We start from the raw sequence: 16756 nt of genomic DNA, 5'->3' as shown, positions 1-16756 counted from the left end.
CTGTCATTTAATAATCTTTCAAGTATATGACAAGTATATGATGCAAATGTGACAATTTTGCCGATTCTGCCTGACGGTCTTTTGGGCGTATCTGAAGCTAATGTGAGCCAGCACGGACGATATTCGAGCGGCTACGCTTTAGGCTCCAGCGCAATATGAATTTCTGGAAACTTGTCGTCATCAAAAGCGAGCCGATCCTTCAATGCGTGATGCTCTTCATAAGGCTCCTCATAGGTCCAGACCGCATCCTCCAATACCTGACCGCCAAGCTTGAGATGGTAATAATGCGCGGTGCCTTTGAACGGGCATTTAGTCACGGTATCTGACCGCTCCAGTTTGTCCATGCTGATATCAGAACGGGGAAAATAATAGCGAGGCGGATGCTGGTCTTCGTCGACTTGAATGACATTGCTCGAATCAGCGATCACCTCGCCGTTGATCGAAACCTGAACGGGTTGATCAAGACGCTTTTCCTGGACTTTATGATCAGGCCATTTCTGGTGGCCGGGTGATTTGCTCATACTGACCTCCTGAGTGATGCTGTTCGTATTGATGCAGCTGAAAGAATCGCGTTTGCGGTTCGCCTGCCTAGCCCCCGCCGTAAGGGTGGGTGATGATTTCGAGGAGATGGCCATCGGGGTCTTCGAAATACACCCCGCGGCCGCCGTCACGGTGATTAATCTCGCCTGCCTGATGCTGGCCGGGATCAGCCCAGTATTCAAGCCCTCGCTCGCGGATGCGGCCGAAGATTCGATCGAAATCGTCTTCACTGATCAGAAAAGCGTAATGCTGCGGCGTGATCTTGCCGTCTTTCTCGTAGAAGTCGAGCGAAACGCCGTTACTGAGTTCAACGACCAGAAACGGTCCGAAGGGTTTCGGAGCCGGCAGCCCAAGGAGCTCTGTCAGAAATGTTGCCGAACGTTGCTGATCGCGGCAAGAAACGATGGTGTGATTGAGTTGTATGCTCATAGGGATGCTCTCTGACATCGGGTTTGTTAATTCAGTGACCGCGGCGAATGCCGGGCAGTTCAACCCGATAGAATGGCGCTATCAAGCGTCGGCATGGATCGTGAAACTCTGGACTTGACTGACAGTCACTGAAATTAGTCTCACTTACTTCAGGCATTGACTGTCTAAATCATAATGAAATACTTGCCTGTTAATGTTCCTGTAGAGACAAACACTATCAGTAAAAATGCCGCTGATAAGGCGACACGATGATTGCTAACCTTGGGGATTAGTTATGGGCGATAAAATTTATAACGTTCTGATTTTATCTGTCAGCAATTCGGGGCGCAGCATCATGGCAGAAGCGCTGTTCAATAAGCTTGGCAAAGGCCGCTTCAATGCTTATAGCGCCGGCAGTCAGCCAGCCGGCCAAGTGAATCCGTTTGCCATCGAACAAATCCGGAAAATGAATTACCCAACCGATGAACTGCGCAGTAAGAGCTGGAATGAATTCTCGGCGCCTGATGCGCCAAAAATGGATTTCGTTATCGCAATATGCGATGACATGGCACATGAAGTTTGGCCGGTCTGGCCAGGCGATTCAATTACCATGTGCTGGGTATTTGAAGATCCTGCAGCCGTGCAAGGCAGCGATGAAGAAAAGCGCCTGGCATTTGAAAAGGTGTTTCTTTACCTCATGAATCGCGTGCGAATATTATCAGAAATGTCACGCGCCAATTTTAATAAACTGGCTTTCAAACGAGAAATGGAAGATATCCTTCGCGGAAGGGACACTATCTTTCACAAAATAAAATCAGTTGCGTCACGGTCGAAGTCAATGCAAAGCGATCAATGAGCTATGCCGCGCCAAGCAAGCCCGACACACTTGGCTTTGCTTCGCCTATGAATGGGAATTTTTGTGGCCGAACTAAGACTATCAGCGTCAGGTTTGATCCAAACAATATAAGTAAAATTTCTTTTTAACCATTCGACATCGGCAGTTTACTCATTCCGGGGCTGATAGTCGAACGCCGCACTGAACTGGCTGAGAGCCTTCAACATATAGGCATTGATACTTATTGATAAGGTATGCGGGGCACTGCACACTTCTTAATAATGAGTTAGCGCTTTTATCGGCTCCGTTTGCCTTACTTTATTCAATCTGAGCGGGACAATTTTTCATCTGCTCTAAATCGCGTTTCAATCGCAGTTTATGGATAGAGGCTTAAAGCTTGCGAATGCCCTGGCTCGCTCTCGGCCCCGTGGATTTTTAAACGGATCGATATAATGCTATAAAGACAGTCCGATCCATTATCTAATTAGCGAGACAATGCTATGGTAAGCCGCAATTTGAGTATGTACTTTGTGGGCCTGATAGGCTGGATGGCCTTGAGTACCGGCTGTCAGATGCACCGCGATACCGATTCCCGCAATGTGCTGGGCGCTGTTGAAATCCGCGATGAACAAATTAAAGGACAATGGCCGGCCAAGCTGCCCAAAACAGTTTATGTCAGCGACTTTATCCTTGATGCACAGCGCATCGAAGGCGATCAGGGCGTCAAGGGCGTTCTGCCCGGTGGGCGTTTAGGTCAGATCGGACAGCGATTGCCGCACCCGATGGCAGTCTCGGATCCTCAAGCGCGGGCCAGGGAAATCGTTAATGATATGAGCCAGAGCCTGATCAGGAATCTCAGGAATAAAGGCTTCACCACTCAACGCCTGTCCGGCACGCAGGCAACGCTGCCGCGCGACGGCTGGCTGTTGCAGGGCATATTTACCGAAGTCGATGAGGGCAATCGCATCAAACGAGCCGTAATCGGGTTTGGCCGCGGCGCGACCCGCATGAACGTTCAGGTCGGCGTCAGCAATCTGGCCAGCGCGCAGCCGCAAACGCCTTTTATCCTATTCGGCACCATCAAAGATCCCAAAAAAGTGCCCGGCGCTGCCGTCACCGCGAACCCTTATGTGGCCGCTGCCAGATTTGTCATGGAGAAAAACGCGACGGAAAAGGATATTGAAAAAACCGCCGAGCAGATTGTCAACGAGATTCTGAAGCATACACAAAAATTCAAAGAACAGGCACGCCAATAGAATCAAATTATCAGTTGATCGCTGTTTATCGGCAGAGCATTTTATACATTTCCGAAAGCACAAGCTCAGCCCGTGAAGGCTGCAATAAGCCCGGGCAGGCCAAGGCTTATTGCAGGATCAGAATTAAAGCGATTTCAAATACTCGACCAAGTCTGCTTTCTCCTGATCGGTTAACCCCAGTTTTAAATGATCGTTATAGTGATTCACCACGTCAAGCAGCGAGGCGAAGCGCCCGTCATGGTAAAAGCCGCCTTTGGTGTGGGTCCACAGGCCTTTCAAGGGCGAAGTGCGATAACGCATATCCGGCGACCGGTTGGCTTGAAAATCGTCAATGCCGATCTCTTCAGCAGTATGCATGTTCCATCCCGGCTCGCTATAAGTCGGCGGCACATGACAGGTTGCGCATTGGCCTTTGTCTTCGAAAATCTGTTTGCCGCTGGCTGCAGCGGATGGATTGAAACTGCCTTGCGGCGCCTTTGGCGCGGGAATCGCCAGTTGATAAAAATGCAGCGCCGGCAGTTTTGAACTGACGAGATCAGGTTCATTGCGCACATCGTCGAAACCGGCTTTGGCCGCGATCGGGAATTGTGAGGCATCTTTCAGGCGCGGATCGAAGAAGGTGCCTTTTCCGTGCATTTCCAGCACGGCGACGAAGGCATTCCAGTGCGGCACGGAACCCCAGCCGGTCCAGGTGTGCAGATTAACGCCTGCCAGACCAAATGCGGGCGGAATGAGCGTAGCGGCCGACTTGCCATCCGGACGGAAGGCTTTGCCGTCGAGGACAAGCTCGGCATCAAACTTTCCAGGCCCCCAGGACGCCAGCACCTTGCGCACCGTATCCTCGTCGACTTCGAGCAACGTCGTAAACGCGCTGAGGTCAGGAGCCAGACTGATTATCGCGCCGACATTGAGATCGCGATTGGCCCAGCCGTCGAGCCGATGACCAATCCCGGGCGCCAGTGAATTATCCACTGTGGAATGACAGAGCGCGCATTGTATGCCGATTGAGCTCAGGTCATTTCCGGTAAAGAAGCCCTTGACGCCGACGACGGCATTGAGGCGCAGCAATTCAAGCGTACCTGCCGGATCATCGAGGTTTACGCGGCCGCTTTTCAGGCTGGATAGGATACTGGCCGGAAGCGCATCCACATCAACCTTGAGGCCAACCCCCAGCGCCGCCTTCGGACTCACGCCCGGGCCTACGCCGCCGAATCTGGCGCCCTTGATTGCCCGATGCAATTTCAGCGTATCGCCCCAGAAGGCCTCGTCGCCGAATGTATCGCGACGAAAAATTTCCCTGCCGTCATCCAGCATTTGCTGCGCTTGTTTATTAATTTGTTTATCGAGTTTTGTAAGCCTGCGATGATTGTCATCGGAAAAGGCCGTACCGGCTAATACGGAAACGGTCAATACGGGAATTACTAACATATATTTCCAATATTGTTTCATGAATAATCTCCATTTCTTAGTTGAGAAATTGGGATATAAACATCAGATAAAAGAATACTATCCTCTACTCCATCAATCTGAATGCTAGGTTTACTCTTAAGAGCAGAACTCTGTCTGTACGTTAGCGTACGTAAGAGGCTCTGCATGATGCTTATTTATTGCACATCATAAGCGGGCGCTTTGTCTTTTAGTCCAATACTTCTGGAACTGTAATGCGGCATATACGGCAACCGGCATCTTGTCCTGCCAGATACTTTTGATACGCCAACGTGGCCGCTAACACGGCTCTGCTCATGAAAAAAGAAGCATGAGATAAAGTTCCTGCGGCCTTCTTCAAAAGGAACTTTTGGTTCTGGCAGTGTTTCTAATTTTTTGAGTATGTTTTTTTGCTTAAAACCAAACCACTACAAGGTGACTACCAATGAAACATATCAATCAATTGATGGCTGCTTTTTTACTGTTAGTTTCCTACAGCATGATGAGTTCCGCCGTCGAACCCACGAACAAACCCGAGTCTCAAGGCATGGGAAGGGGCATGGGCGGAATGGGTGGAGGCATGGGCGGTATGATGGGTGGAGGCATGGGCGGAGGAATGGGCGGCATGACCGAAGAACAAAGAGATCAGCATATCCGTTCTATGCAGGAGCATATGCTGCAGATGCATGAACTCTCCGATCAAATTTTGAAAGAAAAGGATCCCGCCAAAAAAGAACAATTGAAAAAACAACAGTTTGATCTGATAAAAGCCCATCATAATCAGATGATGGAACATCGTCAGCAATTGCGGCAAGAACATCAAAAAATGATGCAGCCGGAACCCAAAACCAAACAATAAGTTATCAGGCGGCTGGCATCAGCCGCCTGGCAATCAAGCCCTCGTCATTGCCTCAGATTTCTGAGCAGTTGCCATTAACTATTTCTGATTGTCATCAGGTTGAGGTATCGTATCCTTCTTTTTAAGCTAAGGATTACCTGATGAACAACAATTACCCTGAGAAAACTTGCCATATTGACCGTCTCGTAACCCACCCCAAACTGGTTGCCGCCGCACTGAGCGGGCAAAAGACCCAACAGCGCCGTGATGGCATCTACGCTTATCCGGGGGAAACTTTTGAACTGGAAGGCACGACATTTACCGTTACGGCGGTGGAACGTCAAAGCCTGGGCGACATGACTGATGCGGATGCGCAAGCCGAAGGCTATCCGAATCTTGACGCTTATAAAGATCTAATCCTGAGAATGCACGCCGGCATGACCTGGAACAATGACAGCCTGGTCTGGGTCCATTCTTTTAAACGCAACGATTAGTCTATGCCGGCATTTGTCACATTTATGTGCAACTCCGGCAATAACCGAGTCGCCTAAACCTGCGCATCATCTTTATGGAGTTTGCCGTATAAATGTCTTTACATATGATCCATCCAGTCAATTTGAGCACTTACAACAAATGGACGGTCATTGTCTGGTTTATTCTCGGGCTGATGTTTTCCCCCTTGTCCCGCTCGGCGGAAGATACAACCGATCCCGTGCTGGTTGAAGTCATCAGTTCCCTGATGACTTCAAACCGGCACCCTTACCTGCTGCATAATGACATTTATGACCAGCATGAAGACATTCAGGCGCTGTACCAGTTGAATAACTATCAATTGGTCTGGTTAAAGAACGGTGCCTTAAACAGCCAGGTGGATGATGTATTGGCGCTGTTGGCGAATGCAGAAGAAAACGGCCTGGATGCGCAGAATTATGATGCGGCTTATCTTGCCCAGAAATGGCTTCAGATCAAGGCCGGCCAGAATGCATCGCTACAGGCTCTGGCGCTGTACGATACGGCATTGAATATAGCGCTGCTGCGTTATCTTTCCGATCTGCATTACGGTCAGGTCAAGACTCATAATGTGAAACTGGGCGCCGATATCATCCTGGAGCAGATCAGTCTTGCCGGCTTGATTATGGAAGCCGCCGTTCAGAAAAAACCGTCCGAGCTCGTTGCCAAGGTTGAGCCTGTCATGCCTGTCTACCGGCATCTAAAAGAAGCCCTGTCCAAATACCGGCAGCTTGCTCGAACACATGCTTTTCATCAGTTCACGTTTACGCGGGTGTTAAGCCCGGGCCAACGTGATTCGCAAATGGTATTTCTGCGCGAGCTGCTGACGGCTTTGGGCGACATGGCCGAGCCGGCGGCTCCCCTCGACGCGAAAAGCGGCAAACTTTATGATGCCGCCCTGGCCGATGGCGTCAAGAATTTTCAATTGCGGCACGGGCTCGGCGGTGACGGCGTGATTGGCAAAAGCACAGTCGCCGCCCTCAATGTGCCTCTCGCTGACCGGGTCCGGCAAATTGAACTGTCCATGGAACGATTCCGCTGGCTGCCCAGGTTGAAAGACGGTTCGCTGATTATCGTCAATATTCCTGCTTTCCAGTTATGGGCTTATGAATCGATCGGCATGGAAACGGCGCCGCCTTTGAACATGAAGGTGATCGTCGGCAAATCGTTAAACAAGCAGACGCCTGTATTCATGGCCAACATGAAATTTCTTGAGTTCAGACCTTACTGGAACGTGCCGAGAAGCATCGTCAAGGAGGAATTGCTGCCTAAACTGCGCCTGAACTGGGCTTATCTTGCCAACCAGAATATGGAACTGGTCAATGCCTTCGGTCCGAATGCAGCCGTGATGGCAGTCAATGGCGAGACGATAAATCTTTTAAGTCAAGGCGCTTTAAAAGTCAGACAGCGCCCCGGCCGTTCGAATGCGCTGGGCAATGTGAAATTCATGTTTCCGAATGATTACAATGTGTACCTGCACGATACGCCTACCCAAAGGTTGTTCAAGCGCACAAGAAGAGACTTCAGTCATGGCTGCGTTCGGGTCGAAGACCCTGAAGCATTGGCCGAATTCGTACTGAAATCCAAGGATGGCTGGGATCGTCAAAGAATCAGCAATGCCATGCGCCGGGACAATCCCAGATACGTTCCATTAGACAATCCCATCCCGGTCATTATTTTCTATGCCACGGCGATGGCTACTCATGACCAGGTGTTATTTTTCGAGGATATATACGGACTCGATAATCCGTTGATTCAGGCACTAGACAATCCGGTTCAAAAGAAAACAGCCGATACTGCCGTCCTCATTGAATAAAAACAGTCGATTAAAATTTACCAGGTTCTGACCCGGCCCGTATCGAGATGCACGAAGTTCGAACGCCGGTAGTAGCCGACGCCGCCGGATTGCATGGCAATCGCGGCATTACGCAAATGCTTGGTATTAAAGCCTTCAATACGAATGTCGATGGCTCTGCCCTGCATATGCAGACTGTGGGTGGCCACGCCGCTGCTCCGCTCCTGCAGCAGTGCATTGGTATAGGGCGAGCGATAACCGGAAATGATGTGGAATGGTCTGCTTATACCCAGCATGGTCCGTAGATTGTAAAGCTGATCCAGCAGAGCCGTATCGATGTCGTAGACATCATCGGTTCTGTGATCCCTCAGCAGATAATTCACCTCCTGCAAGGCATCTGAAAGATACCGGCCTTGTTCAAAATAAGTTAATGCTAATCTTTCGCCGGTGTGGGTGTTTAAAAAAGCGAGGTTTCGGGCGGACTGAAAGAACTTTCTTGGTGAAGCCTCAACGAGACTGGGAAAACCTGCAACTAATGAGCCGCAGGCTAACATCTGTAAAAATCTTCGCCGATTAATTTGACTCTGAGATTTATCGATTGTTGACATATTTTTTACTGATTCCTCTTGCGCGGATCGATAACAACCATACAGACATAACACTGATCCGCTACCGATACTTTAAAAAAACCAAAATACCGGAGTTACGTCCAAAAAGCGGCTATTTTATTGTATTTGGCAGTTATCTGACAATTAAGCCACAAATTGAGCCACTGTTTTCTTATCTTCAAAAAGTATAGTCTATTAAATATCAATAGGCTCGGAATTAAACCTGAAGCGTTTTCTTATTTTACTGGCAAAGCTTCGCTTGCGTTAAATACTGATTCCAGTGCGCCGCCTGCCAAACCTTCAGGAAAGGCGCCGGCGACGGCGCCAGCCAGTAAAGCGTTATCGTACAGACTGTCATTAACACAGAGGCTGGAATATTTTTATAGCTGAACAATTTCAACGCCGTGCCAAATGATTTTTTTATTCTGGTATTGGATAAATCGACACTGTACAGTTCATCCAGCAACAGATGCACAATAAAGCCGATAGCTATGAACGAGCCATTCAGCCAAGCGTGTAAGATATCCCACTCAAGGAAATAAAAACTGATACAGGTCATTAAACAGGCGAAAAACGCGGCGGCCAATAATGAATGAAACACGCCGCGATGCTCGGTAAAACTGTTAAACAGAAAAAACAAGCCATAACGTATCCCCAGATAAGTGGCCACAACGCCCAGCAACAACTGCTGTTGAACATAGCTATCCTTGAATGCCATCCATACACCGGACACGCCCAATAAGGCCAAGACATTGAACAACAGCTTGACTGGTTTGGAATTGCTGGCATCGATATCAGGCAGCATGCCGCCGACTATGCCTAAAAAAATAAGCCAGGGCGCATCGGCGCCATCAATCAGCCGCACATTAGCAGCAACCAGGGCGACGCCACTGCTGGCAGCAGCGGCGATGAATACATGGGCTTTAAAATCCGCCATACTAAGTAATGATCTCCTGATTATCAGAACAAAAAGGCGCGTATGACATCATATATCTGTGTATATGGCAACTTGGCTCAACAATTATTCGTAACCCTGACTTTTTCGGAGCGCTTATGCCGGATCTGATTTCACTCCTGGAACATCCCGATACGACAATCGCCATTGTTGGCGCCACCGATAATCCCGCCAAATTCGGCAATATCATTTATAAAGATCTGAAGCGTAAGGGCTTCCGATTGTTTCCGGTCAATCCTAACAAGCAAGTGGTAGAGCGGGATTTGGTTTATCCGTCACTAGCCAAAATTCCCGAGAAACCGACAATCGTCGACTTTGTGGTCCCGCCAGAAGCCACCCTGGCTGTGTTAAAACAATGCCTTGATCTGGGCCTGATGAATGTCTGGCTGCAACCGGGTACAGCCAACCCGGCAGTCATGGATTTTTTACAACAAAACCGGTTTCACTATCTGGCGGCGTGCATCATGGTAGAAACCCGATTTATTTCAAGAAATAAAACTTGACAGAATGTTGTCAAAGTTATTTTTCCCACAGCTGAGGGTAGCGATTTTTTGCGTCCAATTATTTGACTTGTCAATCACTATTTAACTGGCAAAATCATATCAAATGACAGTATTGACATTTTTATCTCATTGATAAATAAGAATAATGATTCAAATTCGGGATAATTGTTCAAAAGCTGAACAATCTGATAAAAAGACTTTAAAAGTGGCTAGTTAGCGAATTTATTTTCAAGTTACTCACAAAGTTATCCACAGAAAATGTGGATAACTTTATCAGCCTTGATCTGCTTTTTTGTACCTGAACGAGAGCAATATACAATTTACTCTCCTAATTAAGTCTGCTTCTGACGTTGCGCTGGTGCAACAGAGTCATTGAGATAACAATTGTACCGCACAGAGGGCAGCGGATAATGAATGGCAGAACTTGTCCACCATTAAACGTCATATCAACTGATTCGAATTTCTAGCTGAAAAAAGGAGCTTTGCTTGGCTTGATGATGGGATTCATGCCGAATCAGGACAATCAGCTCCATAATTATTTCAAAATAGGAAATTATTAATTAATAACTAGCCATATTGTCAACTAATAAGTGCGTCTGTATAGTATGCCTCAATTCACTTATTTCCTATTCTCAACATACTAACGGATCTTCAAAATGACTGATTTTCAAAGAGATGTTTTAATTGGCCTGATGTTCATCACCGGTGTTTTCGGTTTTATTTCCGGCGAATTCATTGTTTCTACCGTTCTGTTCGCAGCATCGGCTATTTTTAGCAACATATTCTTCAATCGCAAGCTGCACAGCTAAGATTTTTTACCATCTCCTGGTATTGCACTCCAGATAGTGACGATTGATTGTCCTGTTTGACCTCTCATACTCCCAATGCTCTTTTCGGCATTGGGAGTTTTTTTTGCCCTAAAGCTGCTGATTGCTGATACGGGCCCGCAAAATCACAAATTTCGCATTGGCTGCGACAACCGAACAGGTGCCGAAAAGTCGTTTAAGCGCGACGTGATAATCCAGATGACGATTGCCGATCACCCATAACTCGCCGTTTGGCTGCAATATCCTGCGCGAATGCTTGAACATGCTCGAAGCGATCTGATCGCCTACGGTATGCTGCTGGTGAAAAGGCGGATTGCAAAGAATCAAGTCGGCCGAATTCGGCTCAAAATCTGTCAGTCCATCGCCGGCGCAAAATATCGCCTGCCGCTTCGCTCCCAAAGCGCGACGGAAATTTTCTTCGGCGGAAGCCACGGCCATAAAGGACTCATCAACAAAGTGAACGGTCGCCTGCGGATTGCGTACAGCCACCATCAGGCCGACTATGCCATTGCCGCAGCCCAGATCAACAATATCGCGCGCTTCGGGCTTGACCGGCAGATGCTGCAGAAAAAAGCGCGTACCGATGTCGAGGCTGTCGCGCGAAAACACGTTGGCATGATTAGCAATCAGATAATCGGTGCCTTCGAGCCGATAGCGAACCGGATAAGGATTAGCCGGCACCATCCGCTTCGGGTCCGGCGAAGCGAAAATCAATCGCGCCTTTTTGTGGGCTAGAGACGTTGCCGTCGGCCCGACCAGACGTTCCAGTATTTTCCAGACCGAAGCCGGCAATGCCTTTATCATGCCGCCCACGATGATCTGCGTCGATGAGGTCAAATGCGGCTGCAGGCGTATCAGTTCATCCTCCAGCAAAGCCAGCGTCTTGGGCACTTTGATCAGAACCCGATCGAAAACGCCGTCCGGTGCGTCCAGGCTGCTCAGCAGCCTGACGCTGTCTTCGGCCAGGCCATTCTCGGCCAGATTCATGCGTGTCGCCTGCTGCGACAGATAGGAATCGGAAATCGCCTGCGGTCCAAAACGGCTCAACGCCACGGCCAGCGCGCCGAATGTGTCGTTGAGAATTAAAATCCGGGCATCGGCCGGCAGTTTCCCGTCTTCGGCCAGATAATCGAGCAGGTATTCATCGCCTGCGTCCCAGGCGCGCAGCAATTCGCGCGCACGCAACGGCAGGCGATTCAGTTTAAATTCGCCCTGAGGTACGGTTAAGAGATTGTCCACACGAGGTCTGTCATAGGGGCAACCGCGGGATTGCCCAGTTCAATAGTATTAAATATTAAGCACGCGACATGAATTTGCCGGTCAGGGTATTGATTCTGATCAGCTCTTCATTTTCCAGGTATTCCGGCACCTGGACTTCCAGGCCGGTTGTCAGGCGCGCCGGCTTGGTGCGGCCTGTCATCGTCGCGCCTTTAATGCCGGGCGCCGTCTCCACGATCCTGAGCGCAACCGATCCGGGCAATTCGATAGCCAGCAAGGCGTCATCTATCAGCAGAGCCACTATGCCTTCGAGACCTTCGGTCAGGTATTCCTTCTGCCCCTCCAGATCTTCGGCACTGAGGCTGTACTGGGTATAATCTTCCATATTCATGAAGATATAGTTGTCGCCATCGATATAAGAAAACTGCACTTTGGCGCGTATGCAGTCGGCGTCCTTAAAGAAATCATCGCCCTTTAAAGACTCGTCCAGCTTCTGGCCCGTCTTGAGATTGTTAAAGCGGACTTTATACAACGTCGTTGCGCCGCGGGACGAAGGGCTTCTGACTTCGACTTGCTTGACAACGTGCGGGACGCCGTTGATTTCGACAACCATACCTTTCTTTAAATCACTGGCCTTTGCCACAAAATTCTCCTTACGATAACCCCTGCCGCCGTACAACAAGGTTATAGATTAATAATCAATGAAGGCCGCTCAAACCGATAGCGGCAATTTTTATATTGGGGCAGACATTATATCGCAGAAGCGCGGCTTGACGCAGTTCGTCAAAGACAACCAGTAGGCTGGACGGGTTTGTTCGCCTAAATCTTCAAGCGCTCGACGATCCGTCCATGCTGCAGATGCTCTTCAATAATCTCATCGATATCGGCCTTATCGTGATAGGTGTACCATACCCCTTCCGGATAAACCACCAGCACGGGACCTTCAGCACAGCGATCCATGCAACCGGCATTATTGACACGGCACTTGCCCGGGCCGTTCAGTTTCAATTTTTTAACCTGATCCTTGGCATAATCGCGCACAATCGATGCGCCGCGGTTCGCGCAGCAAGCACTGCCATTCTCGCGCTGGTGGGTACAGAAGAATACGTGGTATTTATAATAGCTCATGGCAACTCACATCATAGTCTTGTCAGCCGCCTATTTTATCGCGGCCTGAAAATTTACACAGATTTCTTTACTGGCCGGGTTTTCTGAGCATTTTGCGTACTTCGCTCTGATGCGTTTCCTCCTGTGCGATCAGGCGCCTGGCATACTCCTCCAGCATCACGTTGCGGTCCTTCACCAACTCCAGCAATTCATAATAAGCCGATAAAGCCAGCATTTCATGCTCCAGCGATTCTCTCAGGATGTCGCCGATGTCATGCCGGTGCGACTCCAGCAATGGGCCGATGCCGAGGGAAGGATGCCCGCCCAAACCGGTGATCAACTCGCCTGCTTGATTGGCATGACCCAAAGATTCAGTTGCATGACTTCGCAGCCACGAAATGATGGGGATACGGTTATAGCCATATATCATCAATGCGTAATGCGAATAACAAACAACACCGGCCAGTTCGGTTTCCAGGATTTTATTCAGCACGGCCACCACTGCGTCATTATCGATTCCGGTTTCAGCCATAGTAATCTCCAAGAAAAATGTTCATGAACGTCGTACTCATTTGATAAAGAAACTTCCTGATTGGTGCCCGTTCAAATGACAAAAATGCGATTTAACACAGCCTCGAAAAGAATTTTGATAATCGGATGGACATTTCTTATGCATAAATCTCTTTGGACACTGGCGCGCATCATTATCATAGGAGCCATTCTAGGGTTCCTGGTTTCCCGCTTGTTCGGCATCAATACGCCTGTTCTGAAGAAAAATCCGCCGGCTGAAGAACAGCTGAGTACGCGCTTACGCCTGCCGCCGGGCTTTTCGATTTCAATCTATGCAAAGAATCTACCGGGTGCCCGCATGCTGCGTTTTACTGAAGCGGGCGATCTGCTGGTAAGCCTGCCCTCTGACGACCGGGTCGTCTTGCTTGAGCGGGATGACAATCATGACGGCGCGCCGGATGGCAGACGGGATCTGCTGACCGGGCTGAAACGGCCGCACGGCCTGGATTTCTATCAGGGACGTTTGTATGTTGCCGAAACCGATGCAATCGGGCGCGTACGCTTCGATGCCCGATCACGCGCGACACAAGGCGAATACGAGCGTATCGTCACCGATATTCCGGGCGGCGGCAATCACTGGAGCCGCACGGTGCGGTTCGGCCCGGATGGCCTGATGTATGTATCGATCGGATCGAGCTGCAATGCCTGCCTGGAAAAGACTCCGAAACGGGCAGCCATGCTGCGCTATGACCCGAACGGCGGGCATGAAACGCTATTCGCAACAGGGCTGCGCAATACGGTCGGCTTTGACTGGCACCCGGTCACTCATGAACTGTTCGGCGTCGATAATGGCCGTGATTTTCTAAGCGATGACTTCCCTCCCTGCGAACTTAACCGGATTGAACAAGACAAATTTTACGGATGGCCTTATGCCAATGGCAATAAAGCCCCCGATCCCGATTTTGGTACCGGCAATGAAGAAAGAATACGCGGCAGCGAGGCCCCAATTCATGAATTTGCCGCCCATGCCTCGCCTCTTGGCATCACTTTTCTTCGCAGTAAAAACTTGCCGTCAAAGTTTAAAAACTCAGCGTTAGTGGCTCTGCATGGTTCCTGGAACCGCACCCAAAAAATCGGCTATAAAGTTGTATCGCTGCATTTCGAACCCAATGGTGCGATCAAGGAACGCGACTTTGTCACAGGTTTTGAGCAGCAAGGCGATGTCATAGGCCGACCAGTTGATGTTGCCGAAGGGCCGGACGGCGCTATCTATATTTCGGATGACTTTACCGGCAGTATTTACCGGATTTATCAGCATCAATAATTTGTCACGATCAGCTTCGTGCCGGGCCATGAAATCATTGGAAAAGCAGCTTCAAGCGGAATGGGGGTTGCAACCCCGTTCTTAACGTTTCTGCAATGTCTGAGCTAAGGGACTGCACTAACCAATATCAAACGTTTCGGACAGGGCAACATGCCCTGTCCGGCTAGGTTATGAATAATATAAAACTTCGTGGCCTTCGTGTTCTTCGCGGTAAAAATCCATGGCCATTACGTGACATGAGAGAGGAATTATTCAGGAGACTGCTGCTCGACCGCTTCGCCTATACCGTTAAGCTCTGCATCAAGCTGCTTCCCGTCCAGTTCATTTTCCCATTTAGAGGCAACCACGGTCGCAACGCCGTTGCCGATGAGATTGGTCAACGCGCGCGCCTCGGACATAAAGCGGTCTATGCCGAGAATCAATGCCAGTCCCGCCAACGGAATGGTCGGAATGGCCGACAGCGTCGCGGCCAGGGTAACAAAGCCGCTGCCGGTAACGCCCGATGCGCCTTTCGAGGTCAGCAGCAAGACGCCCAGAATCGTCAATTCCTGGGTCAGCGTTAGCGGCGTATTGGTGGCCTGTGCGACAAAAATCGCGGCCATGGTCAGGTAAATCGATGTGCCGTCCAGATTGAATGAATAGCCGGTCGGAATCACTAATCCCACGACCGGTTTCGAACAGCCCAGTTTCTCCATTTTCAGCATGATGCGCGGCAATACCGATTCTGAAGAAGACGTGCCCAGCACGATGAGCAATTCATCCTTGATATAGCGTATGAATTTCAGAATACTGAAGCCCGTCAATCGTGCGATCAGGCCCAGCACGATAAAAATAAACAGCAGGCAGGCCAGATAAAAGCTGCCCATCAATTTCGCCAAGGGCGCGAGCGATGCGATGCCGTATTTGCCGATAGTAAAAGCCATGGCACCGAAAGCACCGATCGGCGCCAGCTTCATGATAGTTGCTACAATGCCGAAGAGTACTTGCGAGAGCTTGTCGATGAACAGCTTTACGTCTTCGCCGAGCTGTCCCAGCGCAGCCAGCGAGAAACCGAACAACAACGCAATCAGCAGCACCTGCAGAATGTCTCCCTTGGCGAAGGCATCGACAACACTGGCGGGAATGATATTGAGCAGAAAATCCGCCACGTTTTGCGATTTCGCCGCCGTAGTATAGGCCGTCAGGCTTTTGGTATCGAACGTGGCGACATCAATATTCATGCCCGCGCCGGGCTTGATGGCATGGACCACGATCAATCCGATGACCAGCGCCAACGAACTGACGGCCTCAAAATAAACCAGCGCCTTGATGCCGACGCGTCCAACCTTGTTCATGTCCCGCATGCCGGCGATACCGGAAACGACAGTACAGAAGATGATCGGCGTGATGATCATCTTGATCAGCTTGATGAAGCCGTCGCCCAGCGGTTTCATGGCGATGCCGGTTTCAGGATAGAAATGGCCAAGCAAAATGGCCAGAGCAATAGCCGTCAATACTTGAAAATAAAGCTGCTGATAAGGTTTCTTTCGGTTTTGCGCCTGCATGAATAACTTTTTCTCAGGATAAAAATTCCAGTTTAGCGCCATTGTATGGGACGGCGTGCGCCAATCAAATGCTGGCGCCAGTATTGATTATTCAGACTGGATACCAACACTCTGCCGGTACGTTGACTGGGTGCATGGATGAAATTATTATCGCTGATATACAGGCCGACATGGGAGAACGGGCGGCCATTGGTGTTGAAAAAGACCAGATCGCCTGAGCTGAGATCATGTATTGAAATTGAAGGCAGCGACCGAGCCATCTCGCGTGTCGTACGCGGCAAAGAAAGACCCTGCCGTTCATAAACGTGTTTGATGAAGCCGCTGCAGTCAAAGCCTTCCTGCGGCGAGTCCTTGCCGTAGCGATAAGGCACGCCTTGCAGGCTTAGGGCATAATCCACAACCGGCGGCAGTTGCGACTGCATGGGCCTTGCGGGAGCGACCTTAGGCTCATGGGCGCAACCGGCAAACAAAACAGCCACCAGCACCAAGGCAAGCCGGATGGAAAAATACAGATTGTTTAACCCCGCGGAATTTTTCAATGGCTATTATGCTA

General features: G+C 49.7%; 19 protein-coding genes. 8 read left to right on the top strand and 11 right to left on the bottom strand.

Annotation, left to right across the window (positions count from 1 at the left end; translation table 11 throughout):
• Positions 1 to 131: 131 nt before the first annotated feature.
• Both IT781_RS06855 and IT781_RS06850 read right to left on the bottom strand, forming a co-directional pair.
• Entirely contained in the window at positions 132 to 521 is a 390-nt protein-coding gene (locus IT781_RS06855; protein WP_194969397.1) for a DUF427 domain-containing protein, read from the bottom strand.
• Between the two features lie 67 nt (positions 522 to 588).
• Positions 589 to 969 (bottom strand): VOC family protein, encoded by a 381-nt coding sequence (locus IT781_RS06850; protein WP_194969396.1) that lies wholly within the window; start codon positions 967 to 969, stop codon positions 589 to 591.
• Positions 970 to 1243: 274 nt separating this feature from the next.
• Here IT781_RS06850 and IT781_RS06845 point away from each other — a divergent pair, with 274 nt between their 5' ends.
• On the top strand, positions 1244 to 1804 hold the full coding sequence (locus tag IT781_RS06845) for an arsenate reductase ArsC (protein WP_194969395.1): 561 nt from the start codon (positions 1244 to 1246) through the stop codon (positions 1802 to 1804).
• A gap of 500 nt (positions 1805 to 2304) precedes the next feature.
• Positions 2305 to 3039 carry a DUF4410 domain-containing protein gene (locus tag IT781_RS06840; RefSeq protein ID WP_228778983.1) on the top strand — a complete coding sequence of 245 codons (735 nt, stop codon included), beginning with the start codon at positions 2305 to 2307 and terminating at the stop codon, positions 3037 to 3039.
• 123 nt (positions 3040 to 3162) lie between these two features.
• Here IT781_RS06840 and IT781_RS06835 read toward each other — a convergent pair whose 3' ends face one another.
• A complete protein-coding gene (locus IT781_RS06835; protein WP_194969393.1) occupies positions 3163 to 4488 on the bottom strand; it encodes a hypothetical protein in 1326 nt (441 codons plus the stop codon).
• A 421-nt stretch (positions 4489 to 4909) separates the two neighbouring features.
• Between IT781_RS06835 and IT781_RS06830 the strand changes: the two genes are divergently transcribed.
• The 3 genes from IT781_RS06830 to IT781_RS06820 all read left to right on the top strand — a co-directional run bounded on the left by IT781_RS06830 (position 4910) and on the right by IT781_RS06820 (position 7628).
• On the top strand, positions 4910 to 5323 hold the full coding sequence (locus IT781_RS06830) for a hypothetical protein (protein WP_194969392.1): 414 nt from the start codon (positions 4910 to 4912) through the stop codon (positions 5321 to 5323).
• Positions 5324 to 5463: 140 nt separating this feature from the next.
• Positions 5464 to 5796 carry an ASCH domain-containing protein gene (locus IT781_RS06825; RefSeq protein WP_194969391.1) on the top strand — a complete coding sequence of 111 codons (333 nt, stop codon included), beginning with the start codon at positions 5464 to 5466 and terminating at the stop codon, positions 5794 to 5796.
• A 92-nt stretch (positions 5797 to 5888) separates the two neighbouring features.
• Entirely contained in the window at positions 5889 to 7628 is a 1740-nt protein-coding gene (locus tag IT781_RS06820) for a murein L,D-transpeptidase (protein ID WP_194969390.1), read from the top strand.
• 17 nt (positions 7629 to 7645) lie between these two features.
• Here IT781_RS06820 and IT781_RS06815 read toward each other — a convergent pair whose 3' ends face one another.
• Together IT781_RS06815 and IT781_RS06810 are read right to left on the bottom strand one after the other, a co-directional pair.
• Positions 7646 to 8161: a DUF882 domain-containing protein gene (locus tag IT781_RS06815; protein ID WP_194969389.1), complete on the bottom strand. Its 516-nt coding sequence runs from the start codon at positions 8159 to 8161 to the stop codon at positions 7646 to 7648.
• 295 nt (positions 8162 to 8456) lie between these two features.
• Positions 8457 to 9152 (bottom strand): metal-dependent hydrolase, encoded by a 696-nt coding sequence (locus IT781_RS06810; protein ID WP_194969388.1) that lies wholly within the window; start codon positions 9150 to 9152, stop codon positions 8457 to 8459.
• Between the two features lie 116 nt (positions 9153 to 9268).
• Here IT781_RS06810 and IT781_RS06805 point away from each other — a divergent pair, with 116 nt between their 5' ends.
• Both IT781_RS06805 and IT781_RS06800 read left to right on the top strand, forming a co-directional pair.
• Positions 9269 to 9673, top strand: a complete 405-nt coding sequence (locus IT781_RS06805; RefSeq protein ID WP_194969387.1) for a CoA-binding protein — start codon at positions 9269 to 9271, stop codon at positions 9671 to 9673.
• 656 nt (positions 9674 to 10329) lie between these two features.
• The gene (locus IT781_RS06800) at positions 10330 to 10482 is read left to right on the top strand and encodes a hypothetical protein (RefSeq protein WP_194969386.1); all 153 of its coding nucleotides are present in this window, start codon (positions 10330 to 10332) and stop codon (positions 10480 to 10482) included.
• 108 nt (positions 10483 to 10590) lie between these two features.
• Here the strand turns inward: IT781_RS06800 and IT781_RS06795 are convergent, their stop codons facing one another.
• From IT781_RS06795 to IT781_RS06780, 4 genes are all read right to left on the bottom strand, one after another.
• Positions 10591 to 11739: a methyltransferase gene (locus IT781_RS06795; protein ID WP_194969385.1), complete on the bottom strand. Its 1149-nt coding sequence runs from the start codon at positions 11737 to 11739 to the stop codon at positions 10591 to 10593.
• Positions 11740 to 11794: 55 nt separating this feature from the next.
• Positions 11795 to 12361 (bottom strand): elongation factor P-like protein YeiP, encoded by a 567-nt coding sequence (gene yeiP / locus IT781_RS06790; protein ID WP_194969384.1) that lies wholly within the window; start codon positions 12359 to 12361, stop codon positions 11795 to 11797.
• Between the two features lie 176 nt (positions 12362 to 12537).
• The gene (locus IT781_RS06785) at positions 12538 to 12846 is read right to left on the bottom strand and encodes a ferredoxin (protein WP_194969383.1); all 309 of its coding nucleotides are present in this window, start codon (positions 12844 to 12846) and stop codon (positions 12538 to 12540) included.
• A gap of 67 nt (positions 12847 to 12913) precedes the next feature.
• Positions 12914 to 13357, bottom strand: a complete 444-nt coding sequence (locus tag IT781_RS06780; RefSeq protein WP_194969382.1) for a bacterioferritin — start codon at positions 13355 to 13357, stop codon at positions 12914 to 12916.
• A gap of 138 nt (positions 13358 to 13495) precedes the next feature.
• Here IT781_RS06780 and IT781_RS06775 point away from each other — a divergent pair, with 138 nt between their 5' ends.
• Complete coding sequence (locus IT781_RS06775) at positions 13496 to 14659, top strand: sorbosone dehydrogenase family protein (protein WP_194969381.1); 1164 nt, start codon at positions 13496 to 13498, stop codon at positions 14657 to 14659.
• A 248-nt stretch (positions 14660 to 14907) separates the two neighbouring features.
• Here IT781_RS06775 and IT781_RS06770 read toward each other — a convergent pair whose 3' ends face one another.
• Positions 14908 to 16245: a dicarboxylate/amino acid:cation symporter gene (locus IT781_RS06770; protein WP_370526949.1), complete on the bottom strand. Its 1338-nt coding sequence runs from the start codon at positions 16243 to 16245 to the stop codon at positions 14908 to 14910.
• On the bottom strand, positions 16236 to 16742 hold the full coding sequence (locus IT781_RS06765; protein ID WP_194969380.1) for a C40 family peptidase: 507 nt from the start codon (positions 16740 to 16742) through the stop codon (positions 16236 to 16238). Before IT781_RS06765 ends, IT781_RS06770 begins: the two co-directional genes overlap by 10 nt.
• Positions 16743 to 16756 lie beyond the last annotated feature (14 nt).

The organism is Methylobacter sp. BlB1 (assembly GCF_015476545.1).
Taxonomy (GTDB): domain Bacteria; phylum Pseudomonadota; class Gammaproteobacteria; order Methylococcales; family Methylomonadaceae; genus Methylobacter.
Note: the sequence above shows the minus strand (reverse complement) of the source record. Positions and strands in the feature narration are given on the sequence as shown.

Bases quoted from the DNA above. Each gene is read 5' to 3' on its own strand.
- IT781_RS06830 (WP_194969392.1), top strand. From the start codon at position 4,910: ATGAAACATATCAATCAATTGATGGCTGCTTTTTTACTGTTAGTTTCC.
- IT781_RS06825 (WP_194969391.1), top strand. From the start codon at position 5,464: ATGAACAACAATTACCCTGAGAAAACTTGCCATATTGACCGTCTCGTA.
- IT781_RS06780 (WP_194969382.1), bottom strand. From the start codon at position 13,357: ATGGCTGAAACCGGAATCGATAATGACGCAGTGGTGGCCGTGCTGAAT.
- IT781_RS06770 (WP_370526949.1), bottom strand. From the start codon at position 16,245: ATGGCGCTAAACTGGAATTTTTATCCTGAGAAAAAGTTATTCATGCAG.
- IT781_RS06810 (WP_194969388.1), bottom strand. From the start codon at position 9,152: ATGGCGGATTTTAAAGCCCATGTATTCATCGCCGCTGCTGCCAGCAGT.
- IT781_RS06855 (WP_194969397.1), bottom strand. From the start codon at position 521: ATGAGCAAATCACCCGGCCACCAGAAATGGCCTGATCATAAAGTCCAG.
- IT781_RS06805 (WP_194969387.1), top strand. From the start codon at position 9,269: ATGCCGGATCTGATTTCACTCCTGGAACATCCCGATACGACAATCGCC.
- IT781_RS06815 (WP_194969389.1), bottom strand. From the start codon at position 8,161: ATGTTAGCCTGCGGCTCATTAGTTGCAGGTTTTCCCAGTCTCGTTGAG.
- IT781_RS06785 (WP_194969383.1), bottom strand. From the start codon at position 12,846: ATGAGCTATTATAAATACCACGTATTCTTCTGTACCCACCAGCGCGAG.
- IT781_RS06850 (WP_194969396.1), bottom strand. From the start codon at position 969: ATGAGCATACAACTCAATCACACCATCGTTTCTTGCCGCGATCAGCAA.
- IT781_RS06820 (WP_194969390.1), top strand. From the start codon at position 5,889: ATGTCTTTACATATGATCCATCCAGTCAATTTGAGCACTTACAACAAA.
- IT781_RS06775 (WP_194969381.1), top strand. From the start codon at position 13,496: ATGCATAAATCTCTTTGGACACTGGCGCGCATCATTATCATAGGAGCC.
- IT781_RS06845 (WP_194969395.1), top strand. From the start codon at position 1,244: ATGGGCGATAAAATTTATAACGTTCTGATTTTATCTGTCAGCAATTCG.
- IT781_RS06800 (WP_194969386.1), top strand. From the start codon at position 10,330: ATGACTGATTTTCAAAGAGATGTTTTAATTGGCCTGATGTTCATCACC.
- IT781_RS06835 (WP_194969393.1), bottom strand. From the start codon at position 4,488: ATGAAACAATATTGGAAATATATGTTAGTAATTCCCGTATTGACCGTT.
- IT781_RS06840 (WP_228778983.1), top strand. From the start codon at position 2,305: ATGTACTTTGTGGGCCTGATAGGCTGGATGGCCTTGAGTACCGGCTGT.